Source organism: Paenibacillus spiritus, assembly GCF_008710135.1.
GTDB classification, from domain to species: Bacteria; Bacillota; Bacilli; order Paenibacillales; family Paenibacillaceae; genus Paenibacillus_AQ; species Paenibacillus_AQ glufosinatiresistens.
Genome location: NZ_VYKK01000010.1, coordinates 1 through 16,513, shown reverse-complemented (window position 1 = coordinate 16,513; position 16,513 = coordinate 1). Strand labels below are relative to the sequence as shown.

Below are 16,513 nucleotides of genomic sequence, written 5' to 3'. Positions count from 1 at the left end.
TCAGCCGCTCCCGCAACATGCTCCCGTAATCCGTACTTCAGCCGCTTCCGCAACATGCTCCCGTAACCCGTACTTCAGCCGCTCCCGCAGCATGCTTCCGCAACCCGTTCCTTCGCCGCTTCCGCAATATGCTTACGCAGCTGCGCCTCTGCCCGGCTCTTTAGCAGGAGCAGCCTTCCTTCTCGTCGCCGCCGAAATCGACCTGAGTCGGGTAATCGTTGTCGAAGCAGGACAGGCACAGGCCGCCTTTGTAATCGTCCTTGTTCAGTCCGCCGATCGACTGGATCAGCCCTTCCGGGGTGAGGAAGGCAAGCGAGTCCGCGTTGATCTCCCGCCGCATCTCGTCGATCGTCTTGTAAGAGGCGATCAGCTCGCGCCGGTCCGGCGTGTCGATGCCGTAGAAGCACGGGTTCTTGAAGGGCGGCGACGTAATCCGCACATGCACCTCGGTCGCGCCCGCTTCGCGCAGGAGATTGACGATCCGGCGGGAAGTGGTTCCGCGGACGATAGAGTCGTCGATCATGACGACCCGCTGTCCCTCCACGACCCGGCGCACGGCGCTGAGCTTCATCTTTACGCCCTGCTCGCGCAGCTCCTGGCTCGGCTGGATAAAGGTACGGCCGGTGTACTTGTTCTTGATCAGGCCCAGCTCATAGGGAATTCCCGTCTGCTCGGCATAGCCGATGGCGGCGGAGATGCTGGAATCCGGCACCCCGGTAACAATGTCCGCATCGACGAACGACTCGATAGCCATCCTTCCCCCCATCCGCTTGCGGGCGGCGTGCAGGTTGGACCCGTTCAGATCGCTGTCCGGCCGGGCAAAATAAATGTACTCCATCGCACACAGCGCTTTGCGCTTCGGCTCGGCGAACCGGTCTTCCGTCAGGCCGCGCTCGTCCAGGACGAGCAGCTCGCCCGGCTCGATGTCGCGGACAATCTCCGCGCCGATCGTCTCCAGCGCGCAGGATTCCGAAGCGAAGACATACGCTTCGCCGACCCGGCCCATCACAAGCGGCCGAAGGCCGTTCGGGTCGGAGGCGACCAGCAGCTTGTCCTTCATCAGCAGCAGGAAGGCGAAGCCGCCGACAAGCTGGCTCAGCGCGTCCCTGGCCGCTTCGACGAATCCCTTCGGCGACCGGGCGATCAGATGCGCCAGCACCTCGGTATCGCTTGTCGTCTGAAAGATCGAGCCGCTGGCCTCCAGCTGTCTTCGAATCAGCGGCTCGTTGACGATATTGCCGTTCGTGGCAATCGCCAGGTCCCCGTCGCGGTACTTGAATACGAGCGGCTGGGCATTGGTCAGCCGGCTGTCGCCGCTGGTCGAATAGCGGACATGGCCAATCGACCGGTCCCCGACCAGAGACTGGATGCGGTCCTTGTCGAACACTTCCTTGACCAGACCCATTCCCCGGTGGTAATTGAAATTCTCGCCGTCCGTAACGCAGATGCCGGCGCTCTCTTCGCCCCGGTGCTGCAGGGCATGCAGTCCGTAATAAGACATCGAGGAGGCTTCGGGATGTCCGAAGACCCCGAAGACCCCGCATTCCTCTTTCAGCGTATCAAAAATATCTCCGGAAACCGTTCCCTGGTTATAATAATCGCCGGTCCACAGCGCAGATGTCTTGTCTTGGTTAGCGTTCCCGGTCTTTATCTCATCAGACATGGAATCGCATCCTCCCACACCGATTTCAGTTCCGCTACCTGCTCCTCCAGCACCAATTCACCATCCATCCAGATCCGCAGCGGCCCTTCGCCGTTGACGGTTCCGATCACTTCCACCGGCACACCCGCGGCGGCCAGTTCCGACCGCAGCTCTTCCGCGCGGTCCGTGTCCGCGGTCAGCAGCAGCCGCGATTGACTCTCGCTGAACAGCGCCACGTCGCGGCGCAGCCCGCCGGATTTCATCACGACAGCCGCCCCGATGCCCCCGCTGATGCAGCATTCCGCCAGCGCCGCCGCAAGACCGCCCTCGGACAGGTCATGGGCCGATTTCACCAGCCCGGCCCGAATGGCCGCGAGCACCGCATCCAGCGTCAGGCGCTCCTTCTCCAGGTCGATCACCGGCGGACGGCCTTCCGTTACCCCGTGCACCGCATACTGGAATTCGCTGCCGCCCAGTTCGGCACGCGTTTCGCCGACCAGCAGAATGACATCGCCCTCCTGCTTGAAGCCCTGAGTGGTAATGTGGTCGACATCCTCCACCAGTCCGACCATGCCGACGACCGGCGTCGGATAGATCGCCCCGGAGGCATTCTCATTGTACAGACTGACATTGCCGCCGATCACCGGCGTATCCAGCGTCCGGCAGGCCTCCGCCATGCCGTCCACCGCCCGTTCCATCTGCCAGAAGATGTCCGGCTTCTCGGGACTTCCGAAATTCAGATTGTCGGTGATGGCCAGCGGCTGCGCGCCGGAGCAGACGATGTTGCGCGCCGCTTCCGCGACCGCGATCCGGCCGCCAATCTCGGGATCGAGGTAGACGTAGCGGCCGTTGCAGTCGGTCGTCATCGCGAGTCCCTTGCGCGTTCCCGGCACGGTGACGACGGCGGCGTCGGAACCGGGACGCACCGCCGTGCTGGTACGAACCATATAGTCGTACTGGTCATAGACCCAGGATTTGCTGGCGACGGTCGGAGAAGCCAGCACTTTTTTCAGCGCGCCGCCGAGGTCTGTCACTTCTTCGTAGCGCAGCGTATCGACCTCCGCATTCGCTTCGTAATAGGCCGGAACGGCCGAAGGCTTCTCGTACACCGGGCATTCATCCACCAGCGCCGTCACCGGCATATCGCCCACGACCTCGCCGTGATGGAACAGCTTCAGCCGGCCGTCGTCCGTTACCTTGCCGACCTTGCGGCAGATGACGCCCCAGCGGTCGAAGATCTCCTGCGCCTGCTGCTCATCCTTCGGCTCCACGACGAACAGCATCCGCTCCTGGGATTCCGACAGCATCATCTCGTATGGCGTCATGCCTTCTTCGCGCTGGGGCACCTGATCCAGATACAGCTCCAGACCGTTGCCGGCCTTGCTCGCCATCTCGGCGCTGGAGCAGGTCAGCCCCGCCGCGCCCATGTCCTGAATGCCCAGCACGATTCCCGTATCAATCAGCTCCAGACAAGCTTCCATGACCAGCTTCTCCATGAACGGATCGCCGACCTGCACCGCCGTCCGCTTCGCTTCCGACTCCTCGCTCAGCTCCACCGAGGCAAAGGTTGCGCCGTGAATGCCGTCGCGGCCCGTCGGCGGGCCGACGTAGAAGACCGGGTTGCCGACGCCCTTGGCGACGCCGCGCTGGATTTTGTCGTGGTCGATCAGGCCGACGCACATCGCGTTGACCAGCGGGTTGCCGTCATAGCTGTCGTCGAACATAATCTCCCCGCCGACCGTCGGAATGCCGATGCAGTTGCCGTACCCGGCGATGCCGGAGACGACATGCTCGAACAGATACTTCACCCGGTCGCTCTCAAGACGGCCGAATCGCAGCGAGTTCAGAATCGCAACCGGCCGCGCGCCCATGGAGAAGATGTCACGGATAATCCCGCCGACGCCGGTCGCCGCGCCCTGATACGGCTCCACCGCCGAAGGGTGGTTATGGCTCTCGATCTTGAAGACGACCGCCTGGTTGTCGCCGATATCGACGATGCCCGCGCCCTCGCCCGGTCCCATCAGGACCCGGGGGCCGCTGACCGGGAAGCGCCGCAGCAGCGGCTTCGAGTTCTTGTACGCGCAGTGTTCGGACCACATGACGCTGAATACGCCAATCTCGGTATAGTTCGGAAGCCGTCCCATGAACGAGACGATCTGCTCGTATTCGCTGTCCGACACGCCGAACTGCCGGTAGATCCACTGGTCGCGGATCTGCTCCGCGGTCGGTTCCTTAACGGACACTTGCTGTGCCATGCGTATCCCTCCATGTCTTCAGAATCGAGGTGAACATCCGCTTGCCGTCCTCGGACCCCAGCAGCCGGCTGACCGCCCGCTCCGGATGGGGCATCATGCCGAGCACATTCCCGCGCTCGTTGCAAATCCCGGCGATGTCGGCTACGGAACCGTTCGGATTGTCGCTGTAGGTGAATACGATCTGGCCTCCGGCCTTCAGCCGGGAGAGAGTTTCTTCATCGCAATAGTAGTTGCCCTCGCCGTGGGCGATCGGAATGACGATCTCTTCCCCTTGGGCGTAATCGCCGGTGAACGGCGTCCGGTTGTTCCTTACCGTCAGCACCGCATCATGGCAGCGGAACTTCATCGACATGTTGCGGCGCAGCGCGCCGGGCAGAAGGCCCGCCTCCGTCAGAATCTGGAACCCGTTGCAGATGCCGAGTACGTATTTGCCTTCTTCGGCCGCTTTCGCCACTTCGTTCATAACCGGCGCGAAGCGGGAGATGGCGCCGCAGCGCAGATAATCGCCGTAGGAGAAGCCGCCCGGCACGATAATGCAGTCGTAAGGGGACAGGTCGGTCGCCGTATGCCAGACGTAATCGACCGGCTCGCCGACCGTTTCTTCCACCGCTTTGTAGCAGTCCAGATCACAGTTGGAACCGGGAAAGACAAGTACCGCAAATTTCATGACGCTTCACGCCTCCAATTCGTAGCGGTAATCCTCGATCACCGTATTGGCCAGCAGCTTCTCGCACATGGCCCGCAGACGCGCTTCGGCCTCGCTGCGGTTGTCCGTATCCAGCGTCAGCTCCATATACTTGCCGATGCGGAGCGATTCAACCTCCTGGAAGCCGACGGAATGCAGCGCCCCCTGCACAGCTACACCCTGGGGATCGAGCACGCTCTTTTTGATGGTGACATAAACGGTCGCTTTTAACATCCTTGTCTTCCTCCTAAGTTCAATGCCGTTAAGCATTCAGATAATGAACGATTCAGTGCGTGACGGACAATCTTCGGCAAAAGGCGCGGGGGTGCCCCGGGTTTTACCCCTTCAGCGCATGGCCTGTGAGCCGCTGATAAATCTCCAGATAGCGCCGCGTTGTCTCGGCGACCACTTCTTCCGGCAGCGGGTCCGGCGTGCTGTTCTTGTCCCAGTCGGAGGCGGCCAGATAGGTCCGTACCGGCTCCTTGTCCATGCTGTCGATCTCGATGTCCAGGGCGTAGTTCTCCTTGGCCCAGAAGCGGGAGGCGTCGGGCGTGAAGATTTCGTCGATCAGAATCACCCGGCCGTCCAGCAGACCGAATTCAAACTTGCAATCGGCCAAAATAATGCCGCGCTCCGCGCAGTAATCGCGGGCATAGGCATAGAGTTCCAGACTCTTCGCCTTCAGTTCCTCGGCCAGTTCCTTCCCGATCAGCTCCTGCATCCGCCCGAACGGGATGTCTTCGTCGTGGCCGACATCGTTCTTGGCCGCGGGCGTGAAGAGCGGCTCGGGGAGCCTAGCGTTCTTTCGCAGTCCCGGAGGGAGCGCGATGCCGTTGACGGCTCCGCTCTCCTGGTACTGCCTCCAGCCGCCGCCGGTAATATAGCCGCGCACCACGCATTCGATGTCGATCCGCTGCGCCTTGCGGACGACCATAATCCGGTTGCGCAGCAGCTCCGGCTGCTTCGCGGCCGGGCCGAGCCGGTCCACGTCGATATGAACAACGTGATTGTCCATCAGCTTCGCCGTCTGGCCGAACCAGAAGGCGCTGAGCCGGTTCAGGACATTGCCTTTGTCCGGCACAGCCGGCTCCAGCACATAGTCGAACGCCGAGATGCGGTCGGTGACGACGACCAGCATCTCCTTCTCGCCCAGATCGTACAGCTCGCGCACCTTGCCTTTGTAGAGCAGCGGCGCGTCGATCAGGTCGACGGCTGTAGATACCGTCATGGAAATACCTCCCTAAAATCCCATTATTTTAGATAAGCTCCAGCCGCCGGAAGATCGTATCGACATGCTTGAGATGCCAGGACGGATTGAAAGCGTCGGCGATTTCTTCGGGACTGAGCACCGCCGTAATTTCCGGCGTGTTCTCGACGATCTCGCGGAACTGCGTCTGCGTCTCCCAGGCCTGCATGGCCCGCGGCTGCACCGTGTCGTACGCCTGCTCGCGGCTGAAGCCCTTGTCGATCAGCTTCGTCAGGATGCGGCCCGAGAACGGCACGCCGTACGTAGCGCCCATATTGCGTTTCATGTTCTCCGGGAACACGGTCAGGTTCTTCACGATATTGCCGAAGCGGTTCAGCATGTAGTTGAGCAGCATCGTCGCATCCGGGAGAATGATCCGCTCTACGGAGGAATGCGAAATATCGCGCTCATGCCACAGCGTCACATCCTCGTAGGCCGACAGCATATGGCCCCGGATCACGCGGGCCAGACCGGAAATGTTCTCGCAGCCGATCGGATTGCGCTTGTGCGGCATCGCGGAAGAACCTTTCTGTCCTTTGGCAAAAGCCTCTTCGACCTCCCGCACTTCGCTCTTCTGCAGCGCCCGGATTTCGGTCGCGAATTTGTCGAGGGAGGTGGCGATCAGCGCCAGCGTCGCCATATACTCCGCATGGCGGTCCCGCTGAAGCGTCTGCGTCGAGATCGGCGCCGCCGTCGTGCCGAGCTTCCGGCACACGAACTCCTCGACGAACGGGTCGATATTGGCGTAGGTGCCGACGGCGCCCGAGATTTTGCCGAACTGAACGCCGCTTGCGGCATGCCGGAACCGCTCCAGATTGCGCTTCATCTCTTCGTGCCAGAGCGCCATCTTGAGGCCGAACGTCGTCGGCTCCGCGTGGACGCCGTGCGTGCGGCCCATCATCGGCGTGTCCTTGTAGGCCACCGCCTTGTCTTTCAGAATCGCAATGAAATTCAGCAGGTCCTTCTCCAGAATGTCGTTCGCCTGCTTCAGCAGATAGCCGAGCGCCGTATCCACGACATCCGTCGAGGTCAGGCCGTAATGCACCCATTTGCGTTCCGCGCCCAGGCTCTCGGAGACCGCCCGGGTGAAGGCGATCACGTCATGGCGCGTCTCCTGCTCAATCTCGTAGATCCGGTCAATGTCGAACTTCGCATTCTCCCGCAGCAGCGCCGTATCTTCCTTCGGGATTACCCCAAGCTCGGCCCAGGCTTCGCAGGCGCACAGCTCCACCTCCAGCCAGGCTTTGAATTTGTTCTCTTCGGTCCAGATGGCCCGCATTTCCGGTCTGCTGTATCGTTCAATCATGATTGTTCGTTCCTCCACAAGTTGGTTTGCTCCACCCAGGCCAGCGCATCGGCTGTATCCTTGCAGAGCAGGTTGATGTGACCCATTTTGCGCCCGGTCTTGGCGTCCGTCTTGCCGTACAGGTGCAGCTTCGGGATCACCCCGAGCTCGGCGGCCGCCTCGTCCCTGCCGCAGAAGCGGGCGACGGCCCCCTCCAGATGCTGGCCGAGCACGTTCACCATCACCACCGGCGTCAGCAGGTCGGTCTCGCCGAGCGGCAGATCGCACACGGCCCGGACATGCTGCTCGAACTGCGAGGTCGCGCAGGCGTCCATCGTATAGTGGCCGGAGTTGTGCGGCCGGGGAGCCAGCTCGTTGACATACAGCTCTCCGTCTTCCGTAACGAACATCTCCACGGCCAGCAGTCCGACGGCGTCCAGGCCGGCGATCAGCTGCTCGGCCAGCCGCCGCGCCCGGAGCTGCACACTCTGCGGCACCCGGGCCGGCACAATGGACAGATGCAGAATATTGTTCACATGAATATTCTCGGAGACCGGGAAGCTCGTCACCTCACCGCCCGGGCTGCGCGCCGCCACCACCGAAATCTCGCACCGGAACGGCACGAATTTCTCCAGCACGAGCGGGGCCTGAAGAGCTGCCGCTGCTGCGGCTTGCCCGTTCTCCGCGCCACCGGCCTGTCCAGCTTCCGCGCCCGCTCCGGCCGCCTTCGCCGCTCCATCCGGCATCAGCCGCCGGAACGCCTCCTCCAGCTCGCGCTCTTCGCGCAGCACCGCCTGACCTTTGCCGTCATAGCCTCCGGTGACGGTCTTCAGGACTGCGGGCAGCCCGAGCTCGGCGGCGGCTACCCGCAGCCCGTCCAGGCTCGACACCGGACGGTACGGCGCCACCGGCACGCCCGCCGCCTCGATGGCCGCCTTCTCGCGGAGCCGGTGCTGCGTCGTATACAGCAGCCGGCTGCCCTGGGGCACGTGCGACTCCTCCGCCAGCAGCGCGGCCACGCCCGCATCGACATTCTCGAATTCGTACGTGACCAGATCGCAGCGGCGCGCCAGCTCGCGCGCCGCTTCCCGGTCGTCGTAGGCCGCTGCGATGGCCGGCGACACCTGACTGCATGGCGAGTCTGCCGCCGGATCAAGCGAGACGAACCGGTAGCCCATCGCGCTGCCGGCCAGCGCCAGCATCCGGCCCAGCTGGCCGCCGCCCAGCACGCCGATCGTCGCTCCCGGCTTCAGCGGACGGCCCTGCCGCTTCTCCTGTCCGCTCATAGCTCGTCGCTCCCCTTCAGCACCTCGGCCGCAATCTGTTCCCGGCGCGCCTGCACCCGCCCGGCAACCTCCGGCTCGAACGCGCCGATGATCTGGGCTGCAAGCAGGCCGGCGTTCACGGCGCCGGCCTTGCCGATCGCCACCGTGGCAACCGGAATGCCGCCCGGCATCTGTACAATCGACAGCAGTGAGTCCAGGCCGTTCAGCGCCCTCGACTGCACGGGAACCCCGATGACCGGCAGCGTCGTCTTCGCCGCGACCATGCCCGGCAAATGCGCGGCCCCGCCCGCTCCGGCAATGATGACGCGAAGGCCGCGTTCCGCGGCCTCCTCCGCATAGCGGAACATGAGATCCGGCGTGCGGTGCGCGGAGACGACCTTTTTCTCATATCCGATTCCGAGTTCGTCCAATACGGCGCACGCCTGCTCCATCGTCTCCCAATCCGACTTGCTTCCCATAATGACTCCGACCTGTAACGGCATCCTTGTACCTGCCTTCCGTTATCATATTTCGATCCGGCTGTCCCTGGCCGGCGGCCCACAAAAAAAGTCCGGACCTCTCGCTGCCACGCGGGAACCCGGACTATCAGGGAAGAGAGAAGCCATTGTCCGCACGCAGAGCGGGCGTTAAGCAGAACAGCACGCGGCTGGCGGCTGTCCCTGTCCATTCGGGAGACCCGAACGGCTTCTGTCTTCCTCGTAGTCCGGAAATTTACGGTTCCCGGGTAGAAACTTCCGGGCCCTATCCCCGGTTTTATACGAGCGGTTATGAGTCCAGTTTAACAACCCCCTACATCCGGTGTCAACTTAAAGCCGAACATTGGCAAATAGATAGTCAGCAACGTTCGCTTTTTGGACAACGAGAGGGCGCTGCAAGGGTCATTGGGCCCACTCCGGCCTGCATTTGCTTGCCGCTCCTTGAGATGCAACCTCGCCGAGAAGGAATGCCCCGATCCAAAAAAAGAGAAAACGCCGCAGCGTTCTCTCTTCTCTAAGGTGAAAGGCTATTCTTATTTAACGACCAGCACAGGGATACGGGCGTTCTGCACCACATTGTGGCTGACGCTTCCGAGCACAAATTCCCGGATTCCGCCGAGCCCGCGGCTGCCGATTACGATGACATCCACCTCGTTCTCCTTGGCGTATTTCAGAATGAGTTCGGCCGGCGGACCCTGCAGCAGCTCGACCTTGGCGGTCAGGCCCGCTTCGGCAATCCGGGTCTTGGCTTCGTCCGTCGTCTGTACGGCCAGGTCGTAATAATCCTTGTTGAGCGAGGCCGGCAGAGGGGCAAGCGCTTCTCCGATGAAGAATCTTGGGAAGTCAAAGGCATGGATGACATGCAGCGTGGAATCCGGCGTTACCTTGGCCAGCTCGATTGCGCGCAGAAGCGCTTGCTTCGAAGCTTTGGAACCGTCATAGGCAAGCAGAATGTTGGAGAATAACATGTGCGACACCTCTCTTGTTATTGGATGAGAAGATAACCGTAGAATAGAACGTTCACCAGCAGCAGCAGCGGGATACCCAGGATGAAGGACCAATGCCTCGTCTTGTGGCGTCTGCGGTACATGGCGATCAGAACACCGGCTGCCCCTCCGATCAGCGCCAGGAGAAACAGCGTCTTCTCGGGCGTCCGTTGCCTTCTCGCCATAGCCTTGTCCTTGTCTTCCGACATCACGACATAGCCGATGATATTGATCAGCGCCAACCAGATGGCAATTCCCTTCTCCATGCTCGTACCGGCTCCTCTACTGGGCGTCCTCTGCTTCTATTATATTCCTACCGGAATCAAAAAACCAATGAGACGCCCCTACCCGGGCGTCCCGCCTTCTATTCCCCGCGTTCCATGCGGTGCTCCCGAAGCCAGACCCGCGTCAGCCCGGCGGCGGCGGCCGCCACCGCTGCTCCAAGCCAGAAGCCGCCGCGGAGGCCCCAGAGGCTGCTGATCCAGCCTGCCACGAACGGGCCGCCGGACATGCCAAGCGCATAGACCGCCTGATAGAAGCCCATCGCCGTCGCCCGTTTGGCCGGATGGATGCCTTCCACCGATTTGCCGAGCAGCAGCGGAAAAATCAATCCCTGCATCAGCCCGTTCCCGATCTGCGTGGCGCAGAGCGCCCCGAAGGACGGCAGGAACGGAATCAGCAGCGTGAAGGCCGCCGTTCCGGCGAAGCCGAGCGTCAGCACGCCGCGGTCCCCCATCCGACCGACCAGCAGCCGGCGTCCATACAGCGTCGCTATCGCATGGGGCAGCATGAACGACAGCGTCAGCCAGCCGAGGTCTCCCTTGCTGGCCCCCAGGTTCAGCGCCTGACTCGGCGTATAGCCGAACATCGTAATGAACAGAACGCAGTGGGCCATAACGGAGAGCAGCGATACCCGGACCAGCTGCGGTTCCCGCATGACCGGTACCAGTTCATTCAGCCGGATGCCCGGCCCATCGCTGCTGCGGCGCTGCTCCGGCAGCCGAAGCGCGAGCAGCAGCGCGCCGGCCGCTACAAGAGCTCCGAGGATAAAGGGCGTGTTCCAGCCCCAGCGATCCACCAGATAACCGCTCAGGAGCATGCTGGTAAGCTGGGCGGCTACCGTAGTGAACTGGAGCATCCCCATCGCTCTCCCGGACTCTTCCTTCGGCCAGTAATCCGCGAACATAATGCTGTATACCACCCAGGCGCTTGCCGCGACGCCGGAGACCGCCCGGCCGGCGAGCGCCCATCCGGGCTGGTCCCCGCCGAGGAAGAGCAGGCAGCCCACGCCGCTTGCGGCCAGGCCCAGCCAGATGTACGAACGCCGCCGCCCGGTAACGTCCGAGCCGATGCCGATCGGCATCCGCAGGAGAATCTGCATCAGGCCGTACACGCCGATGACCATGCCCACCATCAGGTAGGAGGCCCCGAGATGCTCCACATACGGAGACAGGACCGGGACATAGATGTAAGAGGAGAACCAGAACAGAAATACGAGAAGCAGAAAGAAACGCCGGTTCTTGCGGTTGTTCTGCGTGCCGGCGGTTCCTGCCGTTGTCCGGTCTGCGGCTTGCGGGGCCGAACCGTCCTGCGGCGTTTGATTCCATGGCTTGAGGGTCATCGTTGTCCTCCTGACTGACGCCGGGAATTCCCCCGGCTTATGAATGCGCACTCTTCCTTTATACTGCATGTTCCCTGAAAGCAAAAGCCCCCGATTCCGGTTCGGATTACCGAATCCCGGAATCGGGGGCTTCTGAAAGGGCCGGCGTCTGTTCTCAGTGTCCCGAAGCCGCATCCACATGGCTCAGGAAGCGGCGTCCCAGCAGCACAGTCAGCACCGCAACGACGACAAAGGCCGCGCCCACATAGAAAGGCATGTGCGGGTTGTACCACTCGGCCAGCTTGCCGGCCAGCCAGGGCGCCAGCGCCCCTCCGATGAACCGGACAAAGCTGTAGGCCGCCGATGCGGTCGAGCGCTCCACCGGAGCAGCCTCCATCACCGCTGTCGTAATCAGCGTATTGTTCGTGCCGAGGAAGGCGCCGGCCACGATAACCGACACAATGACGGTCGTCTGCGACGACGTCCAGATGCCCATCACCAGCAACGCCAGGGCGAACAGCAGCAGGGCCACCGACATGGACCGGATGGAGCCGAAGCGCTTTTGCAGCCGGGGAGCGACGAATACGGAAGTAACGGCCAGCAGAATGCCCCAACCGAAGAAGACATACCCGAGGCCATGCTCATCCAGGTCCATGACGAACGGCGTATAGGCCATGAGGGTGAAGAAGCCGAAATTGTACAGAAAAGCGGTAACGGCCAGCACGAGCAGACCCGGATGGCGCAGCGCCTTGAACGGATCGGCAAGCGAGGTACGGTTGGCCTGTCTCGGCACCTTCGGCATCAGGACACCGATCGAGATGAACGCAATCAGCATCAGCGCGCCGACTCCGATGAACGGGCCGCGCCACGAGATCGAACCGAGTTCCCCGCCGAGCAGCGGGCCGACCGAGATGCCAAGGCCCAGGGCCGCCTCATACATGATGACCGCCTTCGCCGACCCTCTCGTCGACAGCCCGACGATGGCGGACAGTGCGGTAGCAATGAACAGCGCGTTGCCGAGGCCCCATCCGGCCCGGTAGCCCACCAGTTCCCCGATGCTTCCCGACATCCCCCCGAGGAGAGCAAAAGCTATAATCAGCAGGGTCCCCGTCATCATCGTCCACTTCACGCCCATGCGCGAAGAGATGAAGCCGGTTGCCAGCATGGCGATGCCCGTAACCAGATTATAGCTGGAGAACAGCAGCGAAGTCTGGCTCGGCGTCGCGTTCAGCTGATGGCTGATCGCCGGCAGAATCGGGTCTACCAGCCCGAGTCCCATAAAAGAAATCACGCACGCAAACGCAACGGCCCAGACGGCCCGCGGCTGCTTGGCGGACGCAAGATCGGCCGGTTCAATGCGATTCGGCGTTTTTACAGTCGTTGTATTCATCTTCATTCCTCACCTGTCCTAACTCTTTCGTAGATTCCAATTCATCGAGCACTTCGGTTGCCCGTACCCGTATCCCGTGCAGCTCGTCACGGAAGGCGGTCATCTTCTCCAGCTTGCGGTCCAGCAGCTCCAGCTGTTCATCGAGCAGTTCCCGCAGCTCCGACAGCTTCTCCGTCCGCTCCTTCCGGACCTCGGGAGCCTCCCGGCCTTTGTAATCCCGGCGGTAGGCTTCCAGCGAGTGGCGGAAGGAGACGAAGCGCTGAAGATCCTGAAGCGAGATTCCCAGCACTTCCTTGGCATCGACCACCCGGCGCAGATTCTCGATATCCTCGGGCGTGTAGAGCCGTGTTCCCTTCTCGCTCCGGTGCGGCGAGTCAAGCAGCCCGATCTCCTCGTAATAGCGGATCGTCCGCTTCGTCAGCCCCGTCTCCTGAGCGACCTGTTCAATTTTGAGCCAGTCCATGTCTGCTCCTCCTCATGCGCTTTCTGACAGACTTTCATTTCCATTGTCTTATTATATGTATTGTTAACGTTAACGTCAACTTTAAATTTAAAATAAAGACCCGGTTTCATGGTCCGGGCCTTCAGTAGAAGCCGCTGCCGGCTTCGTTATTCACCTTCCTGCTGCTTCTCCAGAGCGGCTTTCAGCAGATCGCCGAGACTGGTCCCCAGACTCTCCGGCTTGCTGTACTGCTGGACCAGCTTCTGCTGCTCTCGCTTGTTCACCCGCCCGTTGTCCTTGTCGACCGTCTCGGTGATGCCGCAGGGAAGACACTGCACATACCTACCCGCCTTGCCTTCCTTCAGCTCCATCTTCTTGTGGCACTGCGGACAGCGGCGTCCGGAGAGACGTTTCTCACCGGACCGCGTGTATCCGCAGCTCTCCGAAGGACAGACCAGCAGCTTGCCCCGTTTCGTCTTCTTCTCCAGCAGCCTTGCGCCGCAGTCCGGACAGTGGCTGTTCGAGACATTATGGGGCTTGTATTCCGCCTGGCTGTTCTTAACCTCTCCGACCAGTTCCCGCGCCATCTCCCGAATTCCCCGGATAAAAGGCTCCGGCTTGCCCAGACCGCGCGCAATCCGCTCCAGTTCGCTCTCCCAGCGCGCCGTCAGCTCCGGTGTCCGCAGCCGCGGCGAGACCAGCCCGATCAGCTGTTTGCCCTTGCTCGTCGGGTGGAGCAGATTGCCCTGGCGCTCAATCGTATCCGAGCTTACCAGCTTCTCAATGAGGTCGGCCCGCGTAGCCGGCGTCCCAAGCCCATGCTTCTCCATCTGGGTCAGCAGGCTGGCTTCGGTATAGCGCTTCGGCGGCTGGGTCCGTCCGGGCCGCAGCACGCAGCGGCGCACCGTTACCCCCTCCCCTTCCCGGATTTCGGGCAGGCGGATATTTCGGGAAGCCGTGTTCTCTTCTTCCTCGGACTCTCCTTCTTCCGTATCGGACAGGTCGCCGCCATACACTTCGCGCCAGCCCAGCTCCTTAACGGTCGTTCCTCTTGCGGTGAAGGTCTCCCCGTTGACCTCCGCCGTCACCGATACCGCGTCATAGCGGGCAGGGGGATAGAACAGACTGATGAACCGCCGGACTATGAGATCGTAGAGCTTGCGCTCCTCGGCCGAGAGCTCATTCAGCAGCACCGTCTGCTCCGTCGGGATGATCGCATGATGATCGCTGACCTTGCTGTCGTCCACAATCCGCTTCGTTATGTTCAGACTGCGCCGCAGCAAGGGGCGCGCCAAAGACGCATAGGGACCGATTCCGATACTGTCCAGCCGCTCTTTCAGCGTATCCGTCATATCCGCCGTCAAATACCGGCTGTCCGTCCGCGGATAGGTGACGAGCTTGTGCTGCTCGTACAATCGCTGCAGCAGACCCGACGTCTGCTTCGCCGAGAATCCGAACCGCCGGTTCGCATCCCGCTGCAGTTCCGTCAGGTCATACGCGAGCGGATGCGGCTCGGTCTTCTCGCTCCGCACCACACCCGTGACCGTCCCGCTCCGGCCTTCCAGCGCCTTCGCCAGCTCCGCGCTCCGCGCCTTGTCCCAGAGCCTCGCATCCTGGTTCGCACCGCGCCACTCGGCCTGCCAGCTTCCGAAGTCCGCCGTCAGGCGCTCGTACTCCCGGGACCGGAAGCCGTCAATTTCGGCTTCCCGGTCCATAATCATGCCGAGCGTGGGCGTCTGCACCCGCCCGGCCGAGAGCGGGGCGCCGAACTTCGTAGTCAGCGCCCGGGTAACATTGAGGCCGATCATCCAATCGGCCTCCGCGCGGCAGCGAGCCGACTCGTACAGTCGGTCGAACTCGCTGCCCGGCTTCAGAGCCGCGAAGCCCTCGCGGATCGCCTTGTCGGTCTGGGACGAAATCCACAGCCGCCGAAAGGGCTTGTTCCACCCCGCCATCGCCATAATCCAGCGCGCCAGCAGCTCGCCTTCCCGGGCAGCATCCGTAGCCACGATCAGCTCGTCCACATCGGCCCGTTTCATCAAATGCTGTACGGCCTTGAACTGTCCGCCCGTCTCCTTCAGCACCTTCAGCCTGCTCTTCTCCGGCAGAATTGGCAGGTCTTCCAGCGCCCAGACGGCGTATTTCTTATCATAATCTTCGGGTTCGGCGAGACCCACCAGATGTCCAAGCGCCCAGGTCACGATGTACCGCGGGCCTTCCATGAAGCTCTTCTGTTTCTCCCGGCAGTCCAGCACCCGGGCAATCTCCCGGGCTACCGACGGCTTCTCCGCTAACACCAATGTCTTCAACTTAAAGGGTCTCCTTTCTGGCGCCTTCGTGTTGGCCCTCCGATTCTTCCGCTTCCCATTCCAGTTCCGCTTCAAAACAGACGGCTTCGCCGTTCCATCCGCGAACCGCAAGGCATCCTTCCTTCAGCTTCGCGCGCTGGAGGCCAATCTCGGCTCCCACTGTCGCTTCCTGCACATACGTAATCCGGAAATGCTTCAGATCGATGCCGCGCCACTCCTCCAGCTCCAGCACATCGCAGCAAAGATCGCCGTACCGGGCATTATTCAAATGACCGTACTGATCCAGTCCGCTGTACCGTACGATGTAGGGATAGACCTCCTGCCATTCCGTTCCTTCCGGGGCCTTGACTTGGGCCGGAAATGCTCCGACCGAGTCTTCCGTGTAATGTTCAACCGGTACCGGAAAAGCGGACGGACGCAGCATTTTGCGCTTCCCGGTATCCACAAGCGCCCAGATGGTGCGGGCTACCGCGATTTCCTCTGCCTTCCCGGCCTCGGTCCCTTCCTCGGCGCCTGCCTTCGTCGCCAGGATGCGGAAGTCCCGCTGCCACAGCGCTCCCTTCGTTCCCTTGCTCCAGGTCCGCACGACCAGCTCGTCCTCCACAGTCGGCATCCGCCGGATCTCCAGATCCAGCGTCATGAGCATCCAACCCATATTCAGCTTCAGCATCTCCGCCAGACTGACCTGATAATCCTGCACAGCCGAATCTGCGGCCCGCTGCATGATATCCAGCAGAAACGACAATTTCCCCTTAGAACGAAAATCCGTATCGCTGGAGTGAACCGTATATTTCCCTTCGTAGATCTTACCCGATTGACTCACTGGCCTACGCCCCTTTCAGGATGAACAAAAAACCACCGCCGAAAGATCGGCAGTGGTTATCTGTGCTTGGCGGCGTCCTACTCTCCCA

15 protein-coding genes and 1 riboswitch are annotated in these 16,513 nt (G+C 61.9%); all 15 genes read right to left on the bottom strand.

Annotated features, from left to right (window positions below):
• Positions 1 to 160 precede the first annotated feature (160 nt).
• Positions 161 to 1,663 (bottom strand): amidophosphoribosyltransferase, encoded by a 1,503-nt coding sequence (gene purF, locus F4V43_RS08970; protein ID WP_150457912.1) that lies wholly within the window; start codon positions 1,661 to 1,663, stop codon positions 161 to 163.
• Positions 1,648 to 3,897 carry a phosphoribosylformylglycinamidine synthase subunit PurL gene (purL, locus tag F4V43_RS08965; protein WP_150457911.1) on the bottom strand — a complete coding sequence of 750 codons (2,250 nt, stop codon included), beginning with the start codon at positions 3,895 to 3,897 and terminating at the stop codon, positions 1,648 to 1,650. Before purL ends, purF begins: the two co-directional genes overlap by 16 nt.
• Positions 3,875 to 4,564 carry a phosphoribosylformylglycinamidine synthase subunit PurQ gene (gene purQ / locus F4V43_RS08960; protein WP_150457910.1) on the bottom strand — a complete coding sequence of 230 codons (690 nt, stop codon included), beginning with the start codon at positions 4,562 to 4,564 and terminating at the stop codon, positions 3,875 to 3,877. Before purQ ends, purL begins: the two co-directional genes overlap by 23 nt.
• Positions 4,565 to 4,570: 6 nt before the next feature.
• Positions 4,571 to 4,816 (bottom strand): phosphoribosylformylglycinamidine synthase subunit PurS, encoded by a 246-nt coding sequence (gene purS, locus F4V43_RS08955; protein WP_150457909.1) that lies wholly within the window; start codon positions 4,814 to 4,816, stop codon positions 4,571 to 4,573.
• Between the two features lie 103 nt (positions 4,817 to 4,919).
• Complete coding sequence (locus F4V43_RS08950) at positions 4,920 to 5,810, bottom strand: phosphoribosylaminoimidazolesuccinocarboxamide synthase (protein ID WP_150457908.1); 891 nt, start codon at positions 5,808 to 5,810, stop codon at positions 4,920 to 4,922.
• Between the two features lie 28 nt (positions 5,811 to 5,838).
• Entirely contained in the window at positions 5,839 to 7,134 is a 1,296-nt protein-coding gene (gene purB, locus F4V43_RS08945; protein WP_150457907.1) for an adenylosuccinate lyase, read from the bottom strand.
• The gene (locus F4V43_RS08940) at positions 7,131 to 8,399 is read right to left on the bottom strand and encodes a 5-(carboxyamino)imidazole ribonucleotide synthase (protein WP_150457906.1); all 1,269 of its coding nucleotides are present in this window, start codon (positions 8,397 to 8,399) and stop codon (positions 7,131 to 7,133) included. Before F4V43_RS08940 ends, purB begins: the two co-directional genes overlap by 4 nt.
• Positions 8,396 to 8,881: a 5-(carboxyamino)imidazole ribonucleotide mutase gene (gene purE / locus F4V43_RS08935; RefSeq protein WP_150457905.1), complete on the bottom strand. Its 486-nt coding sequence runs from the start codon at positions 8,879 to 8,881 to the stop codon at positions 8,396 to 8,398. The genes F4V43_RS08940 and purE overlap by 4 nt, the downstream gene beginning before the upstream one ends.
• Before the next feature lie 197 nt (positions 8,882 to 9,078).
• Positions 9,079 to 9,180, bottom strand: a riboswitch (purine riboswitch).
• A gap of 228 nt (positions 9,181 to 9,408) precedes the next feature.
• The gene (locus tag F4V43_RS08930) at positions 9,409 to 9,843 is read right to left on the bottom strand and encodes a universal stress protein (RefSeq protein ID WP_150457904.1); all 435 of its coding nucleotides are present in this window, start codon (positions 9,841 to 9,843) and stop codon (positions 9,409 to 9,411) included.
• Between the two features lie 17 nt (positions 9,844 to 9,860).
• Positions 9,861 to 10,127 carry a DUF1294 domain-containing protein gene (locus F4V43_RS08925; RefSeq protein WP_150457903.1) on the bottom strand — a complete coding sequence of 89 codons (267 nt, stop codon included), beginning with the start codon at positions 10,125 to 10,127 and terminating at the stop codon, positions 9,861 to 9,863.
• 98 nt (positions 10,128 to 10,225) lie between these two features.
• Positions 10,226 to 11,482, bottom strand: a complete 1,257-nt coding sequence (locus F4V43_RS08920) for an MFS transporter (RefSeq protein WP_150457902.1) — start codon at positions 11,480 to 11,482, stop codon at positions 10,226 to 10,228.
• A gap of 154 nt (positions 11,483 to 11,636) precedes the next feature.
• The gene (locus F4V43_RS08915) at positions 11,637 to 12,857 is read right to left on the bottom strand and encodes an MFS transporter (RefSeq protein WP_150457901.1); all 1,221 of its coding nucleotides are present in this window, start codon (positions 12,855 to 12,857) and stop codon (positions 11,637 to 11,639) included.
• Entirely contained in the window at positions 12,814 to 13,314 is a 501-nt protein-coding gene (locus F4V43_RS08910; RefSeq protein ID WP_150457900.1) for a MerR family transcriptional regulator, read from the bottom strand. The genes F4V43_RS08915 and F4V43_RS08910 overlap by 44 nt, the downstream gene beginning before the upstream one ends.
• 146 nt (positions 13,315 to 13,460) lie before the next feature.
• Positions 13,461 to 15,602 carry a DNA topoisomerase III gene (locus tag F4V43_RS08905; protein WP_150457899.1) on the bottom strand — a complete coding sequence of 714 codons (2,142 nt, stop codon included), beginning with the start codon at positions 15,600 to 15,602 and terminating at the stop codon, positions 13,461 to 13,463.
• 1 nt (position 15,603) lies between these two features.
• Positions 15,604 to 16,425: an acyl-[acyl-carrier-protein] thioesterase gene (locus tag F4V43_RS08900; protein ID WP_150457898.1), complete on the bottom strand. Its 822-nt coding sequence runs from the start codon at positions 16,423 to 16,425 to the stop codon at positions 15,604 to 15,606.
• Positions 16,426 to 16,513: the final 88 nt, after the last annotated feature.

What these genes read in the sequence shown, in the direction of transcription:
- purE (WP_150457905.1), bottom strand. Translation starts at nt 8,881, where the DNA reads ATGCCGTTACAGGTCGGAGTCATTATGGGAAGCAAGTCGGATTGGGAG.
- purL (WP_150457911.1), bottom strand. Translation starts at nt 3,897, where the DNA reads ATGGCACAGCAAGTGTCCGTTAAGGAACCGACCGCGGAGCAGATCCGC.
- F4V43_RS08930 (WP_150457904.1), bottom strand. Translation starts at nt 9,843, where the DNA reads ATGTTATTCTCCAACATTCTGCTTGCCTATGACGGTTCCAAAGCTTCG.
- purQ (WP_150457910.1), bottom strand. Translation starts at nt 4,564, where the DNA reads ATGAAATTTGCGGTACTTGTCTTTCCCGGTTCCAACTGTGATCTGGAC.
- F4V43_RS08940 (WP_150457906.1), bottom strand. Translation starts at nt 8,399, where the DNA reads ATGAGCGGACAGGAGAAGCGGCAGGGCCGTCCGCTGAAGCCGGGAGCG.
- F4V43_RS08910 (WP_150457900.1), bottom strand. Translation starts at nt 13,314, where the DNA reads ATGGACTGGCTCAAAATTGAACAGGTCGCTCAGGAGACGGGGCTGACG.
- purB (WP_150457907.1), bottom strand. Translation starts at nt 7,134, where the DNA reads ATGATTGAACGATACAGCAGACCGGAAATGCGGGCCATCTGGACCGAA.
- F4V43_RS08950 (WP_150457908.1), bottom strand. Translation starts at nt 5,810, where the DNA reads ATGACGGTATCTACAGCCGTCGACCTGATCGACGCGCCGCTGCTCTAC.
- purF (WP_150457912.1), bottom strand. Translation starts at nt 1,663, where the DNA reads ATGTCTGATGAGATAAAGACCGGGAACGCTAACCAAGACAAGACATCT.
- F4V43_RS08920 (WP_150457902.1), bottom strand. Translation starts at nt 11,482, where the DNA reads ATGACCCTCAAGCCATGGAATCAAACGCCGCAGGACGGTTCGGCCCCG.
- F4V43_RS08925 (WP_150457903.1), bottom strand. Translation starts at nt 10,127, where the DNA reads ATGGAGAAGGGAATTGCCATCTGGTTGGCGCTGATCAATATCATCGGC.
- purS (WP_150457909.1), bottom strand. Translation starts at nt 4,816, where the DNA reads ATGTTAAAAGCGACCGTTTATGTCACCATCAAAAAGAGCGTGCTCGAT.
- F4V43_RS08915 (WP_150457901.1), bottom strand. Translation starts at nt 12,857, where the DNA reads ATGAAGATGAATACAACGACTGTAAAAACGCCGAATCGCATTGAACCG.